Raw genomic sequence first — 19,223 nt, 5'->3', positions numbered from 1 at the left:
GAAAACAACAAAGCCGCCTGACGGCGGCTTGTTGACAATATGATCTGTCGAGCCGCCCTTAGAGGAAGGCCCAAAAATACGAGCAGGAGATGGGTGCGCGTTCGTTGATCATGGAAAATGAAATGCGCCCGAATCCGCCGTCTGTCAAGCGGGTCAATTTGCAAATCGCGCAATTGCCGACAGGATTGCGTCTTCCATGCCCGCATCGCCCGTCGAATGGCCAGCGCCATCGATGGTAACAAGCTCGCTTCCCGGCCACGCCTCGGCAAGTTCGAAAGCGGTGACGGGCGGCCCCTGCAAGTCGCGCATGCCCTGAACGAGTATCCCGGGAATACCGGCGAGGTCTCCGGCGTTGCGCAGGAGCGCGCCATCATCCAGCCAGGCCTCATGGTGGAAATAATGGGCGCAGAGGCGGGCGCGGGCGAGAATATACGCGCTGTCGCGCCATTTCTCCGGAAAGGCCGAAATGCCCTCCGCGCTGATCGAGCCCGCCTCCCACAGGTGCCACTCTAGGGCGGCCTTTGCGCGCACGGCGGGATCGGGATCATTCAGAAGCCGGCGATAGGCGCCGACCGGATCTTGCCTGGACATGTCATCGGGGATCGCGGCGATGAAACGCTGCCACTGCTGCGGCAGAAACATTGCCAGCCCCTTGTACAGCCAGTCGATTTCCCTCTGCCGGGTGGTGGTGACGCCGGCCAGAACCATGCCGCGAACATGTTCTGTGTGGCGCTGTGCGTAAGCGAGGGCCAGCGTGGAACCCCATGAACTGCCGTAGATCAGCCAGTCTTCCACCGCGAGGGCACAGCGAATGGCCTCAATGTCATCGATCAGATGATGCGTGGTGTTATGCTCAAGACTATCAGCGGCGTTTGGCGTGCTTTGACCGCAGCCGCGCTGGTCGAACTGGACGATGCGGAAAATGGCAGGATCGAAATAGCGTCGCGCTGTCGATGACAATCCTGAACCAGGCCCTCCATGCAGCAGGATCGCAGGTCGCCCCGCCGGATTGCCGGCAATCGTCACGTGCAGCCGATGGCCCTCGGAAACATCAAGGAAAATCATGTCTGATGGCGTGATTTCAGGGAAGAGCTCGGCCATCTGACGTCCTTTTTTCAGGCGGGCAAGAGGCGATTACCGGGTGCACGTGACATTCGAATGTCAGCCTCTTCTCGGCTCAATGCTCCCCCTCGCACATGCCATGATCGGAAAGCGCGCGGATGACATAACAATCCTCGATGGAATGGCCGTGGCAATGGGAGACGATCCGCTCCAGTTCGTGTTCCAGCTTCTTCAGGCTGGCGATTTTTTCCCGCACATCGGCAAGATGTTCGGCGGCGATGCGGTCTGCACCCTCGCACGGCATTTCCCGGTGCTGGCTGAGCGCGATCAACTCGCGAATGGCGTCTATGTTCAGGCCGAGATCGCGCGCGTGGCGGATGAAGGCCAGCCGTTCGAGATCGGATTTTTCGTAGCGGCGTTGGTTGCCCTCCGAACGATCCGCCTCGCGGATGAGACCCATCTGCTCGTAATAGCGGATCGTCGGCACCTTGACGCCGGTGCGTTTGGACAGTTCACCGATGGACAGCATGGCTTTCTCCATATCTCCAGTCTCTAGAGATATGGCTTTTCGGCCCGTCGTTCAATGGGGTCAGGCGGCGTCCTCCACGCCGAGTGCCTGGGCAAGCGCCTTCAGAACCTGCGATTCGAGGCTTGCCATATCGGGCTGTGTGGAGGCGGCCACATCAGCATTGACGCCGGTTGCGGCGGAGGCGCCGCTATCCATGTTCCAGAGGGCCGCAGCCAGGCTCGCGGAAGCGCTGGCGAGCGGTGCCACGGACGTGGCGACATTGCCGGCCACCGAAATGGCGCGATGGGCCGCCCGCGTCAGCTCCTGCAAAGCCACGGTGGTGGACTGTGTCTCCCTGCTCCGCGCCGGCTCGATGCTCCGGGCAGGAGAGGTGAAATTGATGCTGCTGGTTGCTGCAATAGTCGTCATGACTGAGTCCCCTAAGTTCTGATGGGTGTTTTTTAATGCCCGAAACATTCGCGAGGATTGCGTCTCACACGACTTGCGCAAAAAACATGGGAAATATACTATACCCCCCTATAGTATATGAGGTCGGCCATGTCCCATACCATCCGCAACAAGGAAAAGCTTCTCGCCCGCATCCGCCGCCTGAAAGGGCAGATGGAAGCGGTCGAACGTGCGCTCGATGATGCCAAGCCCTGCGGCGAGGTGCTGCAGCTGCTCGCTTCGGTACGCGGCGCGCTTTCGGGCCTGACGGGGGAGGTAATGCAGGAGCATCTGCACGAGCACGTGGTGCATGCCGAAAATGAAGACGAACGGGCGCGGGCGGCGGAAGAGCTGGCCCAGGTGCTGAAGACCTACATCCGGTAATACTGACAGGATTAAGCGACATGACGACGACATCCGAATACCGCGCAGCAGCCGGTCACGACCATGTTTTCCTTGGCCAGAACCACGAGCGCAATGAAAGGCGCGTCTGGATGGTCATCGCACTGACCGCGGCGATGATGGTGGCGGAAATCGTCGCCGGTCACTGGTACGGCTCCATGGCGCTAACGGCGGATGGCTGGCACATGTCCACCCATGCGGGCGCGATGCTGATTTCGGCACTCGCTTATCTCTATGCCCGCCGCGAGGCCCGCAACCCACGCTTCACCTTCGGCACCGGCAAGTTCGGCGATCTCGCGGGTTTTGCCAGCGCCATCGTGCTGGCGGTGGTGGCGTTGCTGATTGCCGTGGAAAGCGGGATGCGCCTCGTCAGTCCCGTCGAGATCGATTTCAACCAGGCCATCCTCGTCGCCATCATCGGCCTTGCCGTCAATCTTCTCAGCGCCGTGCTTTTGAAGGATGACCATCACCACGATCATGGCCACGGCCACGGCCATGCCCACGGCTCACATGCCCACCATGGGCACGGCAGCCACGCCCACCATGATCACGGGTCCCATGCCGGGCACCATGCCGGGCACGGGGCAAAGGGCGGCCGGGACAATAATCTGCGCGCTGCCTATCTGCATGTGCTGGCGGATGCGCTGACCTCGGTTCTGGCAATCGTCGCGCTGCTGCTCGGCAAGTGGAACGGCTGGTCGTTCCTTGATCCGTTGATGGGTATCGTTGGCGGCCTGGTGATTGCCCGCTGGTCATGGGGCCTGATCCGCTCCACGGCGACAACCCTGCTTGACGCGCTGCCGCCGGCCGAGGATCTGTCGCAGGAAATCCGTGAAAGCGTGGAGACGGAAGAGGATCGCATTACCGATCTTCATGTCTGGCAGGTGGGGCCGGGGCATCACGCCGCCATCGTGGCGATCCTTTCGCAGGCGCCCAAAGCACCGGCATTTTATAAGCAGAAACTTGCCGCCATACATGAACTCTCGCATGTGACGGTGGAAGTCAGCCCGGCAAGAGGCTGATTGGAATCGCCTATTCGGTATATTCCGAATAGGCGCTGCGTACCCATTCAGCCTGCGCTTCCGCCTTGTCCTCGGGGGAGGCGGTGGCCGCATCCTGATAGGCCGGCGCGCTGCCGTTGCCGACGGCCCATAGAACATTGGCCAGCGACTGGGAAAGAATGGTGCTGGAAACGGTGGGGTTGCCGGGGCCGCGTTTTACCGCCTGCTCCTCCGGCGCGCTTTGGGCGCTGCCAGCTTTTTCGATGTCGCGGATGCGACCCTGATAGTTGTATCCGCCAATATTGCTTTCGATCTGCATGTCGGTGATTCCGCGTTCAAAAGTTAACGAATGGTTAACGGCGGCGACTTGTCCGAAACTTGCGCTTGCTGCGCTGCAGCGACTGTCGAGGGTTGACAGCCGGCGAAGTAGTGCTTCGTTTTGGCATAGTGAAGACGGGGCAGGAGGCAATTGCCAGCTTTGTCCCTCGCGGCATTGCAGTCCGGTTTAAATTTCTGGCGCCGTGAATACCTCACTCCCGTCATTCCGGCCTTGAGCCGGAATCCAGCCGACGCGCGTCTGCGCGGCGAGAGAGTCCTTTCAGCCCAAGGACTTGGGCTGGCTGGATACCGGCTCAAGGCCGGTATGACGGAAAGAGGACATCTCGCGGACGCGGCCAATCCGTCCGGTACCGGATTACGCCGTTTCCTTCTCCACCGACATAACCGTTTCCTGGAGCTTTTCCGGCTCCTCCGCCTTCACCTCCGCCTCAACCTCCTGCGGTGCGGGCGTCACCATCGCAGCCACCAGCGTATCAAGCCCGATGCTGCCGACCGGCTTGCCGTCCTCGTCCACCACATGGGCCTGCGTCTCGTTGGCTTCCGACATGTCGCGGGCGATGGTTTCGAGCGTTGCGGTCTCGGGGACCGGCATGCCCTCGGGCTTGCTCTCCAGCGGCTCCATGACAGTGTTTGCCTGCAGCACGCGGCCACGATTGACGTCGCGCACGAAGTCGGTGACGTAACCATCGGCTGGCGAGAGGATGATGCTCTGGCCGTCGCCCTGTTGCACCACTTCGCCGTCTTTCAGGATGGCGATATGGTCGCCAAGCCGCAAAGCCTCGTCGAGATCATGGGTGATGAACACAACGGTCTTCTTCAGCTCCTGTTGCAGATCGAGCAGCATCGTCTGCATATCCACGCGGATCAGTGGATCGAGCGCCGAATAGGCCTCGTCCATCAGGAGAATATCGGCGTCATTGGCAAGCGCCCGGGCAAGGCCCACACGCTGCTGCATGCCGCCGGAAAGCTGGTTCGGATAATAATCCTCGTAACCGGCAAGGCCGACACGCTCCAGCCAGTAACGGCCCTTTTCCTCGCTTTGCTTGCGCGGCACGCCCTGGATATCGAGGCCGTAGACGCTGTTTTCGAGTACCGTGCGATGCGGCAGAAGGCCGAATTTCTGGAACACCATCGCCGTCTTGTGGCGGCGGAATTGCCTGAGCGCCGAGGCGCTCATGCCGCAGATATCCTCGCCGTCATAAAGAACTTCGCCGGCGGTCGGGTCGATCAGCCGGTTGATGTGGCGGATCAGTGTCGATTTGCCGGAGCCTGACAGCCCCATGACGACGGTGATCTTGCCGCCCGGCATGGTGATGTTGATGTTGTTGAGGCCGAGAACGTGGTTGTGCCTGTCGTTCAGCTCGACCTTGTCCATGCCCTTACGCACCGCTTCGAGGTACTTCTCGGGATGCTTGCCGAAGATCTTGTAAAGATTCCTGATTTCGATGCTTTTAGCCATGGGAGACCTCGCGGTATTTCTGCAGGCGCTTGCCGAAAGCCTGGCTCGCCCGGTCGAACATGATGGCGATGGCGACCAGAGCGAAACCGTTCAGGAAGCCCACCGTGAAGAACTGGTTGTTGATGGCCTGCAGCACATTCTTGCCAAGCCCGCCGACACCGACCATGGAGGCAACGACGACCATGGCCAGCGCCATCATGATGGTCTGGTTGATGCCGGTCATGATGGTCGGCAGCGCCAGCGGCAGCTGCACGTTGAACAGCTTCTGACCGTTGGAGGAGCCGAAGGCGTCTGCCGCTTCCAGCACTTCGCGATCAACGAGGCGGATGCCGAGGCTGGTCAGGCGAATGACGGGTGGAATGGCATAGATCACCACTGCTATCAGGCCCGGAACCTTGCCGATGCCGAAAATCACCACCACGGGGATGAGATAAACGAAACTTGGCAGGGTCTGCATCACGTCGAGCACGGGATTGATGAGGCGTTGCAGGCGTTCGGAACGACCCATCAGAATGCCGAGCGGCAGGCCGATGACGATGGCGATCAGGGTAGCGATGGCGACGATGGAGAGCGTCGTCATGGCATCGCGCCAGAGGCCGACCGCGCCGATCATCAGCAGGGAAATGGCGGTGCCGCCTGTGATCTTGAAGCTGCGTCCGGCCAGATGCACGATGGCGAGAATGACCAGCATGGTAATGATCCACGGCGTCTGGATGAACAGACGCTCCGAGGAATTGAGGAAAAGCTGCAGCGGGTGAACGACGACGTCGATCGCATCGCCGTAATTGCGCACGATATCGCGAAACCCGTCATCGATGGTTTTGCGAGCCACGCGCATGGTGGAGTTGTCGATTGCCGGGAACTTGCAGAGCAGGTCCGGCAGGTAGGTGCAGAGGGCCATTATTGTTGTTTTCCCTTTGGGTTGTTGGGGAATGGTGCGGCGGAGGTTGGTGCGTGCGGGCACCCCCCTCTGTCCTGCCGGACATCTCCCCCTCAAGGGGGGAGATCGGCAGGGCGCACCCTTTCCAAAATCTCAACGTAAGCGATGGGCGAGACCCCCGCCGCAGGTCGATCTCCCCCTTGAGGAGGAGATGCCCGGCAGGGCAGAGGGGGGTAAGCGGCTTGCGCCAACCCCGCCTCCCGTCACATCGAAGCCTTGATCTTCTCAGCCACCTCGGGCGAAACCCACTTCGTCCAGAGTTCCTCATGGTTCTCGAGGAAATATTCGGCCCCATCTTCATTGGTGCCCTGATTTTCATCCATCCACGCCAGAACCTTGGCGACGGTGTCGTTGTCCCACTGCCGCTTGCGGATGTAGTCGATGGAAGGGCCCGCCTTTTCGGCGAAATCCTTGGTCACGACGGTGAAGACCTCCGCCACCGGATAGGCATTTGGCTTGGGATCGGCGCAATCGGGCTTGGCGATGCAATTGTCGTAAGCCGCCCGGTCAAGCGGAACGCCATCGTCCAGCTTCACCATATCGTATTTGCCGAGAATGGCCGTCGGAGCCCAATAATAGCCGAGCCAGCCCTGCTTCTTTTCGTAGGCATTGGAAATAGAGCCATCCAGACCGGCCGCGGAGCCGGTATCGATCAATGTAAAGCCCTTCTCATCAGCCTTGCGGGCCTTGAACAGGTTGGCGGTGGTTGGCTGGCAACCCCAGCCCGGCGGGCAGCCGAACACGGCGCCCTTGCTGGCGTCTTCAGGCGCGGGAAACAGTTCAGGATGCTTCAGCGCATCCTCGACGGTCTTGATGTCTGGATGTTCGTCGGCGAGATATTTCGGAATCCACCAGCCTTCAACGCCGCCTTCGCTCAGGATTTTGACTTCCTGAATGAGATTGCCGCTCTTGACGGCTTCCTCGTAGGGGGTGCCAAGTGTGTTCACCCACATTTCGGGCGCCATATCCGGCTGGCCCTTTTCATTCATGGAGGTGAAAGTGGGGGTGGTGTCGCCGCTGACGACATTGACCGTGCAGTCATAGCCGTTTTCCATGATGAACTTGTCGACGTAGGCCGCGACACCGGCGGATGCCCAGTTCATTTCGGCGATGGTGATGCTGCCACAGCTGTCTGCGGCATTGGCGGAAGATGCTGCACCGGCAGCGATGGTAAAGCCCGTTACGAGAATGGTCGAGGCCAGGAGTTTCTTCATGAGGAGACCTCCAAGTCTGATGCAGTGTTTTCATTTGGCAAAGCGGGAGCACTGCAAAGCCCGGATTGCCAAGGGCGAACTGACATGGCGCGTGGAGATGCCGAAAACCCGGCGAGAGAATATCCGCAGAACAAGCCGCGGGATTGCCGCGGAAACTGCGGCGAAAAGGCGCATGAATATGTCAACGCCGTGCATAATACGGCCAAAAAGTGATATTGCAACGCGGCAATGCGCAGGGCAGCCATGCAGGTGATCTATGGAGCGATTTTCCTGTCCGGGTAATACATGGCGTGTATTTTATTATTCAGTAGAAAATATAGACTATACAGTAGATCGAAATAAAAATTCCCAATAATTTCAAGTTTTGTTTAAATAAGAAATTTTTGCCGCAATTTGTGGAAAAAATAATCTGAAATCTTTTTTCGCGAGGTATTTTTGTGCGAAACGATGCGGGCGGCAGCCTACGCCGCCCGCATCGGGCATCAGACGGCGTCCTTGCCGGCTACCTTCAGCGCGAAGGCGTATTCGAAGGCTATTTCCTCCAGCCGCTGGAAGCGGCCCGACTTGCCACCATGGCCGGCCGCCATGTTGGTCTTGAGCAGGATCGGCGCTTCACCCGTGGTCTTTTCGCGCAGCTTCGCCACCCATTTGGTCGGCTCCCAATAGGTCACACGCGGATCGGTGAGGCCGGAAAGCGCCAGAATCGGCGGGTAAGGCTTCGCACCGACATTGTCATAGGGGCTGTAGGCGGCGATCCAGCCATATTCCTCTGCCGATTCCAGCGGATTGCCCCATTCCGGCCATTCCGGCGGCGTCAGCGGCAGCGTGTCGTCCAGCATCGTTGTCAGCACGTCCACGAAGGGAACGGCGGCGATGATGCCGGCAAACTTCTCCGGCGCCATGTTGGCGACGGCGCCCATCAACATGCCGCCGGCAGAACCACCTTCGGCGATGATGCGCTCGTAAGACGTGAAGCCTTCCTGAACGAGATGATCGGCAGCGGCAATGAAGTCTTTGAACGTGTTCTGCTTGTGCTCCATCTTGCCGGTTTCGTACCACTCGAAACCCTTGTCCTTGCCGCCGCGAATATGGGCGATGGCATAGATGAAACCACGGTCCGCCAGAGACAGCGTCGTGGTGGAGAAGGAAGCGGGAATGGTGATGCCGTAAGCGCCGTAGCCATAGAGCAGGCAGGGGGCGGAACCGTCGAGCGGCACGTCCTTGCGGTAAAGCAGGGAGACCGGCACCAGCTCACCATCATGCGCAGGGGCCATGATGCGGCGGGTGATGTAATCATCAGGATTGTGGCCCGATGGCACTTCCTGCGTCTTCAGGAGTGTGCGTTCGCGCGTCACCATGTCGTAATCAAACAGCTGGCTCGGCGTCGTCATCGAGGAATAGGAGAAACGGATGACGTCGGTGTCATATTCCGCCGCGCCATGCAGGCCCAGCGAATAGGCCTCCTCGGCAAAGGCGATGGAATGTTCCTCGCCGGTGCGGCGGTCGCGGATGACGATGCGCGGCAGGCCGTCACGGCGTTCCAGCCAGATCAGATGGCGGGCATAGGCATCGACGGAGAGGATCAGCCGGCCCGGCTCATGCGGCACCACCTCTTTCCAGTTTTCCTTGCCGGGCGCGGTGACCGGGGCTTCCACAATGCGGAAATCCTTGGCATCGCCGTCATTGGTGAGGATGAAGAAGACATCGCCGCCTTCGCACATCGAATATTCGATGCCCTCTTCGCGTTCCGCCACGATAGCCGGTTCGGCGGTCAGGTCTTTCGTAGAGAGAATGCGATATTCGCTGGTCTCATGATCGTGAATGTCGATGAAGATGAAATCATCGAGAACGGACGCACCGACACCCATGAAGAAACCGGGATCCTTCTCCTCATAGACCAGCCGGTCGGCCGATTGCGGCTCACCGATAATATGGTGGAAGACCTTGGAAGGGCGGTGGTTCTCGTCCTGCAGCGTATAGAAGAAGCTCTTGCCGTCAGGCGCCCATGCGCCGCCGCCACCGGTGTTTTCGACGATATCGGCAAGGTCCTCGCCGGTTTCGAGGTTACGGATGCGCAGGGTGAAATATTCCGAGCCCTTGTCGTCATAACCCCAGATGCCGTGTGTGTGATCGGAAGACTGGTCGAGACCGGCAAGACGGAAATAATCCTTGCCCTCGGCTTCTTTGTCGCCGTTCAAAAGCACCTGTTTCTCACCGCCGCCGCGCGGGGTGCGGAAATAATGCGGCTGCTCGCCGCCAGTCACGAAAAGCGTGCCATAGGCGTATGGCCCGTCATTGACGGGCACGGAGGAATCGTCCTGCTTGATGCGGCCCTTCATCTCCTCGAAAAGCTTCTCCTGAAGCGCCTTGGTGTCGCCCATGGCCGCTTCCATATAGGCGTTTTCCGCCTCCAGATGGGCGCGGATCGCCGGGTCGAGAATGGAGGTGTCCTTGAACATGGCCTGCCAGTTATCGGCCCGGAACCATGCGTAATCGTCGGTGCGGGTAATGCCGTGATGCGTATCCTGAACGGGGCGTTTTTCGGCGGTCGGGGCGGCGGGCAGGTTCTTGAAAATCGGCAATGGAAACTCGCTTTCCTGTAAAAATTCTTGAGCGGCACCAAGATGTAGAGCGGGGCTTGCGGCCGATCAAGTTTCAAATCTCCACAGGCGGAATGGCGTTCGGGCACAATTTCGTCAGCTTTCGATCACATTTTGGCAATATCCGGCAAATCAGCGATGATGCGTGCCGCCCGCTGGCACGCCATCCATCGTCAAGAACAAACGAAAAAACTGACAGGAACCCATGCGAAAGCTTCTTCCCGCTGCCCTTTCTGCCTTTTTCCTTGGCTTGCAGACCCTTACCCCCGCTTTTGCGATTGATGCCAGCGTCATGCGGCAGTTGAACGCGCTTGCTCCCGAGGAGCGTCTGGAGCAGCGTTGCGACATTGAGGCGATGGAGCGGATAGCAACCGAGCAGAAGGGCATGAAGCCGGACAAGGTGATCGCCTATACGTTCGGTGATCCGGAAGTGGGAAAAAACTCCATCAAGGCGCCGGGCGCGGTCTTCAGAAGTTCGGGCGAATGGTACAAGCTCAGATACAAGTGTCAGCTGAAGAGCGATAGTCTCAGCATCCAGTCCTTCGACTACCGTGTGGGCGACAAAATTCCCGAGGAGCAGTGGAAGAAGTTGTATCTTTATGACTGATCACGGAATTTTTCGGTTTCGAACCGGCGTTTAGCCGCCGCTTTGTTGCCCCGTCGCAACCGGCTCTGTAACCCTGACATCTGATCGAAGTGAGGGGCACAGACATGGCGAGACGATTCAAAGGACTTTCTGCTTTTCCGATAACGCCGGCAGATGAGGCAGGGCGGGTCGATGTTGAAGCCTTCTCCGCCCTGATCGAGCGGCTGGATGTCGCGGCAGTTGATTCGGTCGGCATTCTCGGCAGCACCGGCATCTATATGTATCTCACCCGCGAGGAGAGACGCCGCGCCATCGAAGCGGCCGCCGCCATCCTCAAGGGCAGGCGCACACTGATGGCCGGCGTCGGGGCGTTGCGCACCGATGAAGCCGTAGCGCTGGCAAGGGATGCGGAGGCCGCCGGTGCCGATGCGCTGCTGCTCGCGCCGGTTTCCTATACGCCGCTGACGCAGGAAGAGGCCTATCACCATTTCGCCGCCGTGGCGGGTGCGACGGCCCTGCCGCTCGCCATCTATAATAACCCGACGACCACCCGCTTTACCTTCAGCGACGAACTTCTGGTGCGGCTCGCCTATATTCCTAATATCCGCGCCATCAAGATGCCGCTGCCCGCTGATTCCGATTATGCGGGCGAGCTTGCGCGGCTCAGGCCCAAACTGTCGGAGGATTTCGCCATCGGCTATAGCGGTGACTGGGGCTGCGCCGAGGCCACACTCGCCGGCGGTGACACCTGGTACAGTGTTATTGGCGGCCTGCTGCCGGTTCCGGCGCTGCAATTGATGCGGGCGGCACAGACCGGCAATGCGGAGGAGGCAAAAAGGCTCGATGCTGTCTTCCAGCCGCTCTGGGCGCTGTTCAGGGAATTCGGCAGCATCCGCGTGGTCTATGCAGCCGCCAATACCCTGTCGCTGACGGTCAGCGAACCGCCCCGACCGATCCTGCCGCTTACGAGTGCGGAACGCCAGCGGGTGGAAGAGGCGCTGGAGGCGCTCTCCGCGCTGGAAACCGCGCCATAATTCGGGCGCTTTGCGGGCGGATTGCCACACACCATGACTGCATGAAATTGCGGAACCAGAAATGATACGTCGTCTCCTCCTCGCTGCCCTGTTTGCCTCTGCCGCCACGACCGCCTTTGCGGCGAACGGCCTTGTCGAGCCGTCGCTGAAAATGTCGCCGCAGCATGATGGCAAGGTGCGGGTGGCGATGACGCTCGACGCCTGCATGGGCAAGACCGACCACCGCATTCTCGATATGCTGGTGCGGGAGCGCATCCCCGCGACGATCTTCGTCACTGCCCGCTGGCTGAAGCATAACAGCGAGGCTCTCGCGGTGCTGATGGCAAATCCCGACCTGTTCGAGATCGAAAACCACGGCGAAAACCATGTTCCGGCGGTGGACAAGCCCGTTTCGATTTACGGCATCGCTGCTGCGGGATCGGAAGCTGCGGTCGTGCAGGAAGTGGAAGGCGGTCGTCAGGCCATCGTCGCTGCCACAGGCATCCAGCCGCAATGGTTTCGGGGTGCGACGGCCAAATATACAAGCTCGTCCATGGCCACCATCAACCGGCTCGGCATGCGCGTGGCGGGTTACTCCGTCAATGGCGATGGCGGCTCGCTGCTGGGCGCTGCCGCGACGGCCAAACATATCGCCGCGGCGAAGAATGGCGATGTCATCATCTCCCACATCAACCAGCCCACCCACGAGGCGGGCGAGGGCGTGGTGAAGGGCCTGTTGGCGCTCAAGGCACGCGGCGTGATTTTCACGCGGCTGGACGACCCATCCTTCGCGCCGCCGGGGAATTGATCTCCGAGGTTGCCGCCCGTTTCTTCTCCCCGCCGGGGAGAAGATGCCCGAAGGGCAGATGAAGGGGCAAGCTTTCCGCATATCTCTGCCCTTGCCCCCTCATCCGGCGCTGCGCGCCACCTTCTCCCCGGCGGGGAGAAGAAATATGCCGCAGACTTTTCCTTCAAACGGCGCGGAAGAAAAGAGCTGACAACATCCTCCACATCTACGCCCGTTTTTCGGCGGCGTGCCGTTCGAAATTGCGCTAGCATCTTCGTCATGATGTTGTTCAAACGCCCCGACACCGAAACCCTGTATTCCGCCCTTGTGAACAAGGACCCCGCCTATGAAGGCGTGGCCTATGTGTGCGTGACCTCGACCAAAATCTTCTGCCGCTTCACCTGCACGGCGCGCAAACCGAAGATCGAAAACTGCCGGTTCCGCGAGACCATCGCCGAATGCCTGGAGGCGGGGTTCCGCCCCTGCAAGCGCTGCAAACCGATGCTCTCCTATGGCACGGCCGATGAAACGGTAACGCAACTGCTGACGGCGCTGGAAAACGAACCGGCGCGGCGCTGGCGTGAGGAGGATGTGGTGGCGCTTGGCCATGATCCCTCCACCGTGCGCCGCACCTTCAAGCGCCGTTTCGGCATGAGCTTTCTGGAAATCGCCAGATTGCGCCGATTGGGAGATGCGGTGGAAAGCATCGCTTCCGGCGAAGCGGTGATCGGCGCGCAGATCGACGCCGGTTACGACTCCGGCAGCGGCTTCCGCGCCGCGATCAACCAGTTCTTCGGCTCCTCTCCCGCCGCCATGAAGGGCAGGGGGTTCCTGAAGGGTGACTGGATCGATACGCCGATTGGTCCGATGCTCGCCGTTGCCGACGATCATGCCCTGCATCTGCTAGAATTCGCGGACCGGCCGGCGCTTCCGGCCGAACTGAAGCGGCTGAAGAGCCGCACCGGCGCGGACATGGTGCTCGGCCGAACGGCGGTAACAGGTCAGATCGAAGCCGAGCTCAAGGCCTATTTCGCCGGGCAGTCAGCCTCCTTCGAAACCCGCCTTGCCGGCCAGGGCACGCCCTTCGAGCGCGATGTCTGGCGCAGCCTGCGGCAGATCCCGGTGGGTGAAATCGTCAGCTATTCGGCACTCGCAACCGCCATGGAAAGGCCATCCGCCGTGCGCGCGGTGGCACGCGCCAACGGTGCCAACCAGATCGCCATCGTCGTGCCGTGCCACCGGGTGCTCGGTGCGGATGGCAGTCTGACCGGTTATGGCGGCGGCCTGTGGCGCAAGAAATGGCTGATCGAGCATGAGCGTCGCATGGCGCAAGGGCAGGTGCGCGAGATGCCGCTCGCTTCCTGAGCGGCCTCGTTGTGGGGTTTCAGGAGATTTTCCGTTGGCGGAGGCGCGTCGCGCCCTCCGCCTCTGTATCCGCCGTTCAATCCGGCAGGTTCGGCACGACCCGGCGGGAGGGGAAGAGTTCGCGCGTCACCGTCATGACGATCAGCGACAACGGCAGGGCCAGCATGGCGCCGGCCGCGCCCCACATCCACGTCCAGAAGATGATCATCACAAAGACGAGGAAGGGGTTGATCTCCATGTTGCGGCCCACCACCGCCGGAAAGGCGAGGTTTTCCATCAAGAGGTGGATGGTGAAGAACACTCCCGCCGGCAGCAGCGCGAGGATCATGTTGTCATGCGTGATGATACCGGCGACGGTCAGCGATATTGTCATCAACGTGATGCCGAGAAACGGAATGAAGCTCGAAAGAAAGGCAAAAAGCCCCCAAAGAAGCGGCATGGCGAGGCCACCGAGATAAGCGATCACGATCATCGTCACACCCAGCGCGGCGTAGATGAGGCTTGCCGTGGCAAAATAGGTGCCCAGCACCTTCTCCACCGAGCCGATGATGCGAATGGTTCTGAGCCTTTGATGGCGCGCCGGAAAGGCCATGATGAGAGCCTTGCGCAGTCGCAGCCGGCTGTAGAGAAACATTAGAAGAGCCGCCAGGAAGATCAGTCCCTGAACGATGGCCGGCGTCACATTCGCGCCAAGCAGGGAAATGATTTCGCCGCTACGCGACAGCAGCGATTCCATCGACATGGAGCCCATGCTGAACGTGGCCGCGGAAATATTCAGCCACCGCAGATTTTCGAGGTAAGGAAGGAAGCGGTCAATGCTGCGCTCGATCAGGGCAGGGCCTTCCGATGCCAGCTGTGAGACCGGGTCGATCAGGGAATTGACCACGAAAAAAATGACCGCAGCGACGAGTGTGGACAGGATGATGGCGACACCGGCACCCGGAATGCCGTAGGAGGCCAGTTTTTCGGCGGAGATGCCCAGGATCATGCCAACGACGACAGCCATGACGACGGGCATGAGAATCATCGATAATTCGTGAATCACCGCCATGGACATGATGAGGAAAATGCCGATGACCGACCAGGCAACGAAAACGTCAAGCGCCTCGCGCCCCAGCGGCTGCTGACTGCGCGCGTCATCCCGCTGTGAAACAGAGGCGGGTGTCGCAAGCGGATCGGCCTTGTCTACTGGCAAGGCCGCAGTGCCGGAAAGATCCGGCTTGGCATTCTCATTCATCGGACTATCCCCCAATAAAGAGGTTAACGTCCGACAAATCCGGCGGTTCCGGGGCGGCTGAAATTTCTGCCGCCCCGTTCAGCGTTTATGCGGAAAGCTTTAGCCCTATGCCCCACGGATCCTTCAAAAAGACGCCGTCACTTTGCCTTTCGGTGGAGATTTCCAGCCGGTCGAGTGCGGCAAGAGCCGTCTCAAGCGCGGCCGGCTCGTTGAATTTCAGCGAGTAACCGGAAAGCCCGGTCATGTTCTCCCTGCGGGCCACGGCGCCACGGCTGTTCCAGATATTGGCGGCCACGTGGTGGTGATACGCGCCCGATCCGAAGAAGCTTGCTCCGGGATACCGCGCCATGATCTTAAGCCCCAGCACATCCTGATAAAACTCATCCGCCTGCGGAATATTGCCGACCTGCAGGTGAATGTGGCCGATGGCGGTTCCCTCCGCTGCACCGGTGAAGGCCGCCTTCGGGGCGCTGTCGTAAAGCGCCTGAAGATTGAGGCCGATTGTCGCCATCTCCACCGTGCCATCCGGCTGGTAGGTCCATTCTTCCGGCAACCGGTCGCGATAGACCTCTATGCCGTTGCCTTCCGGATCTGCGAGATAGATTGCCTCGCTGACCAGATGGTCAGACGCACCCTGAAGCTGAACATTGTTCTGAGCGGCATGTGCCAGCCAGTGCGCGAGGTCATCGCGGCTCGGCATCAGGAATGCGGTGTGGAACAGGCCTGCGGCATTGCGCGGCGCGCGTTCCGCCGTGCTGGAGGTGGAAAGCGTGAGCAGCGGCTGGCCTCCGACGCCAAGCACCTCGCCGCTCGGGTTCTTTTCAAGAACGGAAAGACCGATGATCTTTTGATAGAAATCCGAAACGCGCGGCAGATCGTGAACGACGAGATGGGCCTGGCCGACATAGGCCGGCCGCGTCAGGGCGAATTGTTTGATTTCACTCATCATCATCTCCATATTGATTCCGACGCGCCAAGGGGTGGGCCGGTTGCCGACGAGGTCGGCTTCGCCGCTTTGCGGCGTTTGTCGAAGACGAATATGGGCAGGTTTCGTCGTTCAGCAAAGATCACCAGTTGGCGATTGACTGTCCACTATTCGTTGACAATGCCCTGTTCCGGCATGGCTTCGGCTTTGACTTCGATCAAGGTGAAGGCTGCGCCGGCCGGCAAATATGAGCTTGAGCCCGACACAACGGCGGATCACGTCAAAGGAGACAGCCATGTACAAGAAGATCATCGTACCGGTAGACCTCAGCGCCACTGACAAGGGAGAAAAGATTCTCGACAAGGCCAAGGCGCTGCTGGACCCCGACGGCGAGATCGTTCTCATCAACGTTGTCGAGGAACTGCCGGGCTATATGGCGATCGACCTTCCTGTCGACCTCATCGAAAACGCCATCAAGGACGCCAAGGCGAAACTCTCGGACCTCAAGGCCAGGGTCGGTTTCAACGGCAGCCATGAAATCAGAAGCGGCGCGCCGGCGCGGGAAATCATCGCTGCGGCAGAGGAACACAAGGCTGATCTCATCATCATCGCGTCGCACACGCCTGACTTCAGCAACTATTTCATCGGCGCCACCGCCGACCGCGTGGTGCGCCACGCCAAATGCTCTGTGCTGGTGGATCGCTAAGGTTTGACGCTTTAGGGTTGCGGGCGGGTTTCCCGCCCCTCCAAGCATTTCCAGGAAAAGTGGAATCCGGTTTTCCATCCGGAAATGCGACAAAACAAGAAGATCGGCTGGAGGAAAAGTCCATGAATACCGAAAGTTACGAGAAAATCCTGCGTGACCGGCAGCGCGAGCTTTATCGCCGCCTGCATAAGATCGAGGCCGACTTCGAAGAGCCGCGCAATCCTGATGACGATGACAGGGCCGCCGAACGCAGCAATGACGAGGTGCTGGACGAGCTGGGGCAGGTGGGACAGGATGAGTTGCGCGCTATCGACGCCGCCCTCGAGCGTATCGCCAAGGGCACTTTCGGCACCTGCGTCAAATGCGGAAGCGAGATTTCGGAGGATCGGTTGAAGGCTGTTCCCTATACGCCGTTCTGTCAGGAATGTGCTGCGGCGTTGTGAGGGCAGGGAAAGCGTGGCTGGGTTTCTTTCCCGCTGGGGAGGAGGTGGCCCGAAAGGCCGGACGAGGGGGCAAGCTCTCCGACCACATCTACCCTTGCCCTCTCATCCCGCTGCCGCGGGCTTCTCCCCGGCGGGGAGAAGAAACAAGTGTATACCGCTCGCTTCACAGGCAATTGGTCTGGCCGCAGGGCAACCCAGGACCTCTCCTTTCGCAACAGCACCGAACGCAATTTGATCGCCATTAACCGGCTGCTGTCTTGTTCCTGTCTAATATTGTCTTCATGCTTTGGTGAAAGCACGCAGACAGGATTGGACTATGAGTGATTTGTGGCGGTTCGGACGCCAGTATGATTTTCACGAGATTGTCGCCGATGGCATCGTCCACGGGGTCGGCATCGTGCTGGCGCTTATCGGCGCAACGGCGCTGATTTTCTACGCGATGGTATGGGGTACGCTCAGCGCCATTGCAGCGGCGTGGATTTACGGCCTCGGTCTCGTCGTCTGCCTATCCGTCTCCTTCACCTATAATATCTGGCCGCACTCGAACGTGAAATGGTTCCTGCGCCGGCTGGATCACTCGGCGATCTTCATTCTCATCGCAGCCACCTATACGCCGTTTCTGATGCGCGGTATCCACGATCCCATGATCGCGGTCATGCTGGGGCTGATCTGGCTCGCTGCGATCTGCGGCATCCTTCTCAAATGCCTGTTTCCCGGCCGTTACGACCGGGTCGCCATCGGCCTTTATCTCGCCATGGGCTGGAGCGGCGTCATGGTGGTCGAGCCGCTGTCGTCGCATCTCGCGCCGGTCACGCTCTGGCTGATCGTCGCCGGCGGCGTCATATATTCGCTCGGCGTCATCTTCCATGTCTGGGAAAAGCTGCGCTTCCAGAATGCGATCTGGCACGGTTTTGTGGTCGCAGCCGCTGCGGTCCACTATTTTGCCGTGGTCACCGCCTTCAGCCTCGTTCCCCTGGCTTCGTAAAGATCGTGAGAGCGCGGCGCTGGACATGTCTCCGTCTCATCGCTTAAGGCTCGGCGCAGGCGCGGCAAAGCCGCGTATTCGCAAACCAGGCGGAGCTAAGAAAATGACCATGGAACTTCGTGACGCGACCGTTGATGACCTCTCCGGCATCATGGAGATATACAATGACGCTGTCGTGAACACGACGGCGATCTGGAACGAGGTGGTGGTCGATCTCGACAATCGCAAGGACTGGTTCGCCGCCCGCAAGTCGCGCGGCTTTCCCGTCATCGTCGCGGTTCTGGACGGCAAGGTCGCGGGCTACGCTTCCTATGGTGACTGGCGCGCTTTTGACGGTTATCGCCATACGCGCGAACATTCCGTCTATGTGCATAAGGACGCCCGCGGCCACGGCATCGGCAAAAAACTGATGCAGGCGCTCATCGATCATGCCGCCGGCAACGACGTGCACGTACTGATCGCCGCCATCGAGTCGGAAAACACCGCTTCCATCCGCCTGCATGAAAGCCTCGGTTTCACGGTCGCGGGCCGGTTCTCGGAAGTCGGCACCAAGTTCGGGCGCTGGCTGGATCTGACGTGTATGGAACTGAAATTAGGTTAAGCCAAGAAGCTTAAGCCAAGAAGCTTAAGCCATCTTTTGATCGGTCGAGTGTCACGAGTCTCTTCTCCCCGAGGGGGAGAAGTCCGCGGCAGCGGGATGAGGGGCAAGCTCTCCGAATATCGCTAACGTAGCCCCCTCATCCGACCCTTCGGGCCACCTTCTCCCCGCCGGGGAGAAGAAATACGCGGCATGGCTCACACCGGCTCGAACACCATCGAATGGCCGTTGATGCAATAACGCAGACCGGTGGGCGGCGGGCCATCGGGGAAGACGTGGCCGAGATGACCGCCGCAATTGGCGCAGCGGATTTCAGTGCGCACCATGCCATGGCTGGCGTCGCGATGTTCCGTCACTGCGCCGGGCTTCACCGGTTCGAAATAGCTTGGCCAGCCGCAGCCGGCGTCGAATTTCGTGTCGGAGAGGAACAGCGGCTCGTCGCACGCCGCACAGCGGTAGAGGCCTTTTTGGAATGTGTCCCAATAGGGCCCGGTAAAGGCGCGCTCGGTGCCGTGCTCGCGCAGGATGCGATATTGCTCCGGCGTCAGCTGCTCACGCCATTCGGCGTCGGTCTTCTTCACTTTTGGGGATGTCAGATCGCTCATG

Annotated in this window: 22 protein-coding genes; 10 read left to right on the top strand and 12 right to left on the bottom strand. The window is 60.0% G+C overall.

All coding sequences use genetic code 11. The annotated features are described in order from the left end of the window. Nucleotides 1-153: 153 nt before the first annotated feature. From pip to WA845_RS00940, 3 genes are all read right to left on the bottom strand, one after another. Nucleotides 154-1,101 (bottom strand): prolyl aminopeptidase, encoded by a 948-nt coding sequence (gene pip / locus WA845_RS00950; protein WP_112553456.1) that lies wholly within the window; start codon nucleotides 1,099-1,101, stop codon nucleotides 154-156. A gap of 76 nt (nucleotides 1,102-1,177) precedes the next feature. Further along, nucleotides 1,178-1,591: a MerR family transcriptional regulator gene (locus tag WA845_RS00945; protein WP_004440587.1), complete on the bottom strand. Its 414-nt coding sequence runs from the start codon at nucleotides 1,589-1,591 to the stop codon at nucleotides 1,178-1,180. 60 nt (nucleotides 1,592-1,651) lie between these two features. Beyond that, nucleotides 1,652-1,999 carry a hypothetical protein gene (locus WA845_RS00940; RefSeq protein WP_337322148.1) on the bottom strand — a complete coding sequence of 116 codons (348 nt, stop codon included), beginning with the start codon at nucleotides 1,997-1,999 and terminating at the stop codon, nucleotides 1,652-1,654. Nucleotides 2,000-2,128: 129 nt separating this feature from the next. Between WA845_RS00940 and dmeR the strand changes: the two genes are divergently transcribed. Together dmeR and dmeF are read left to right on the top strand one after the other, a co-directional pair. Continuing rightward, nucleotides 2,129-2,401, top strand: a complete 273-nt coding sequence (gene dmeR / locus WA845_RS00935; protein WP_003509296.1) for a Ni(II)/Co(II)-sensing transcriptional repressor DmeR — start codon at nucleotides 2,129-2,131, stop codon at nucleotides 2,399-2,401. A 20-nt stretch (nucleotides 2,402-2,421) separates the two neighbouring features. Beyond that, a complete protein-coding gene (gene dmeF, locus WA845_RS00930; RefSeq protein ID WP_112553458.1) occupies nucleotides 2,422-3,441 on the top strand; it encodes a CDF family Co(II)/Ni(II) efflux transporter DmeF in 1,020 nt (339 codons plus the stop codon). A 10-nt stretch (nucleotides 3,442-3,451) separates the two neighbouring features. On the opposite strand, the gene WA845_RS00925 is transcribed toward dmeF, so the two are convergent. From WA845_RS00925 to WA845_RS00900, 6 genes are all read right to left on the bottom strand, one after another. Further along, the gene (locus WA845_RS00925) at nucleotides 3,452-3,739 is read right to left on the bottom strand and encodes a hypothetical protein (RefSeq protein WP_004440595.1); all 288 of its coding nucleotides are present in this window, start codon (nucleotides 3,737-3,739) and stop codon (nucleotides 3,452-3,454) included. 375 nt (nucleotides 3,740-4,114) lie between these two features. Continuing rightward, nucleotides 4,115-5,218, bottom strand: a complete 1,104-nt coding sequence (locus tag WA845_RS00920; RefSeq protein ID WP_004440598.1) for a quaternary amine ABC transporter ATP-binding protein — start codon at nucleotides 5,216-5,218, stop codon at nucleotides 4,115-4,117. Further along, nucleotides 5,211-6,119, bottom strand: coding sequence for an ABC transporter permease (locus WA845_RS00915; RefSeq protein WP_004440601.1), 909 nt, complete (start codon nucleotides 6,117-6,119; stop codon nucleotides 5,211-5,213). The genes WA845_RS00920 and WA845_RS00915 overlap by 8 nt, the downstream gene beginning before the upstream one ends. A 242-nt stretch (nucleotides 6,120-6,361) precedes the next feature. Then, complete coding sequence (locus WA845_RS00910; RefSeq protein ID WP_112553462.1) at nucleotides 6,362-7,372, bottom strand: glycine betaine ABC transporter substrate-binding protein; 1,011 nt, start codon at nucleotides 7,370-7,372, stop codon at nucleotides 6,362-6,364. A 357-nt stretch (nucleotides 7,373-7,729) separates the two neighbouring features. Continuing rightward, on the bottom strand, nucleotides 7,730-7,855 hold the full coding sequence (locus WA845_RS00905; RefSeq protein WP_257784218.1) for a hypothetical protein: 126 nt from the start codon (nucleotides 7,853-7,855) through the stop codon (nucleotides 7,730-7,732). Next, on the bottom strand, nucleotides 7,855-9,954 hold the full coding sequence (locus WA845_RS00900) for a S9 family peptidase (RefSeq protein WP_337322147.1): 2,100 nt from the start codon (nucleotides 9,952-9,954) through the stop codon (nucleotides 7,855-7,857). Before WA845_RS00900 ends, WA845_RS00905 begins: the two co-directional genes overlap by 1 nt. Before the next feature lie 223 nt (nucleotides 9,955-10,177). Between WA845_RS00900 and WA845_RS00895 the strand changes: the two genes are divergently transcribed. The 4 genes from WA845_RS00895 to WA845_RS00880 all read left to right on the top strand — a co-directional run bounded on the left by WA845_RS00895 (nucleotide 10,178) and on the right by WA845_RS00880 (nucleotide 13,723). After that, nucleotides 10,178-10,579 (top strand): DUF930 domain-containing protein, encoded by a 402-nt coding sequence (locus tag WA845_RS00895; RefSeq protein ID WP_004440606.1) that lies wholly within the window; start codon nucleotides 10,178-10,180, stop codon nucleotides 10,577-10,579. Nucleotides 10,580-10,683: 104 nt separating this feature from the next. Further along, nucleotides 10,684-11,592 carry a dihydrodipicolinate synthase family protein gene (locus tag WA845_RS00890; protein ID WP_112553468.1) on the top strand — a complete coding sequence of 303 codons (909 nt, stop codon included), beginning with the start codon at nucleotides 10,684-10,686 and terminating at the stop codon, nucleotides 11,590-11,592. A 61-nt stretch (nucleotides 11,593-11,653) separates the two neighbouring features. Continuing rightward, nucleotides 11,654-12,379: a polysaccharide deacetylase family protein gene (locus WA845_RS00885; RefSeq protein WP_112553470.1), complete on the top strand. Its 726-nt coding sequence runs from the start codon at nucleotides 11,654-11,656 to the stop codon at nucleotides 12,377-12,379. 258 nt (nucleotides 12,380-12,637) lie between these two features. Continuing rightward, nucleotides 12,638-13,723 (top strand): methylated-DNA--[protein]-cysteine S-methyltransferase, encoded by a 1,086-nt coding sequence (locus WA845_RS00880; protein ID WP_112553472.1) that lies wholly within the window; start codon nucleotides 12,638-12,640, stop codon nucleotides 13,721-13,723. 76 nt (nucleotides 13,724-13,799) lie between these two features. Here the strand turns inward: WA845_RS00880 and WA845_RS00875 are convergent, their stop codons facing one another. Next, nucleotides 13,800-14,960, bottom strand: coding sequence for an AI-2E family transporter (locus tag WA845_RS00875; RefSeq protein ID WP_004440617.1), 1,161 nt, complete (start codon nucleotides 14,958-14,960; stop codon nucleotides 13,800-13,802). 85 nt (nucleotides 14,961-15,045) lie between these two features. Further along, nucleotides 15,046-15,906 carry a VOC family protein gene (locus WA845_RS00870; RefSeq protein WP_107341003.1) on the bottom strand — a complete coding sequence of 287 codons (861 nt, stop codon included), beginning with the start codon at nucleotides 15,904-15,906 and terminating at the stop codon, nucleotides 15,046-15,048. 274 nt (nucleotides 15,907-16,180) lie between these two features. Here WA845_RS00870 and WA845_RS00865 point away from each other — a divergent pair, with 274 nt between their 5' ends. The 4 genes from WA845_RS00865 to WA845_RS00850 all read left to right on the top strand — a co-directional run bounded on the left by WA845_RS00865 (nucleotide 16,181) and on the right by WA845_RS00850 (nucleotide 18,620). Next, nucleotides 16,181-16,591, top strand: a complete 411-nt coding sequence (locus WA845_RS00865; RefSeq protein WP_112553474.1) for a universal stress protein — start codon at nucleotides 16,181-16,183, stop codon at nucleotides 16,589-16,591. Between the two features lie 122 nt (nucleotides 16,592-16,713). Continuing rightward, nucleotides 16,714-17,034, top strand: coding sequence for a TraR/DksA family transcriptional regulator (locus tag WA845_RS00860; RefSeq protein ID WP_006700060.1), 321 nt, complete (start codon nucleotides 16,714-16,716; stop codon nucleotides 17,032-17,034). A 316-nt stretch (nucleotides 17,035-17,350) separates the two neighbouring features. After that, entirely contained in the window at nucleotides 17,351-18,019 is a 669-nt protein-coding gene (gene trhA / locus WA845_RS00855; protein ID WP_004440627.1) for a PAQR family membrane homeostasis protein TrhA, read from the top strand. A gap of 103 nt (nucleotides 18,020-18,122) precedes the next feature. Beyond that, nucleotides 18,123-18,620 carry a GNAT family N-acetyltransferase gene (locus WA845_RS00850; protein WP_035210812.1) on the top strand — a complete coding sequence of 166 codons (498 nt, stop codon included), beginning with the start codon at nucleotides 18,123-18,125 and terminating at the stop codon, nucleotides 18,618-18,620. A 194-nt stretch (nucleotides 18,621-18,814) separates the two neighbouring features. Here WA845_RS00850 and msrB read toward each other — a convergent pair whose 3' ends face one another. Continuing rightward, a complete protein-coding gene (gene msrB, locus WA845_RS00845) occupies nucleotides 18,815-19,222 on the bottom strand; it encodes a peptide-methionine (R)-S-oxide reductase MsrB (protein WP_004440632.1) in 408 nt (135 codons plus the stop codon). Nucleotide 19,223: the final 1 nt, after the last annotated feature.

This window comes from Agrobacterium sp. CMT1, assembly GCF_037203725.1.
Taxonomy (GTDB): Bacteria; Pseudomonadota; Alphaproteobacteria; order Rhizobiales; family Rhizobiaceae; genus Agrobacterium; species Agrobacterium pusense.
Note: the sequence above shows the minus strand (reverse complement) of the source record. Positions and strands in the feature narration are given on the sequence as shown.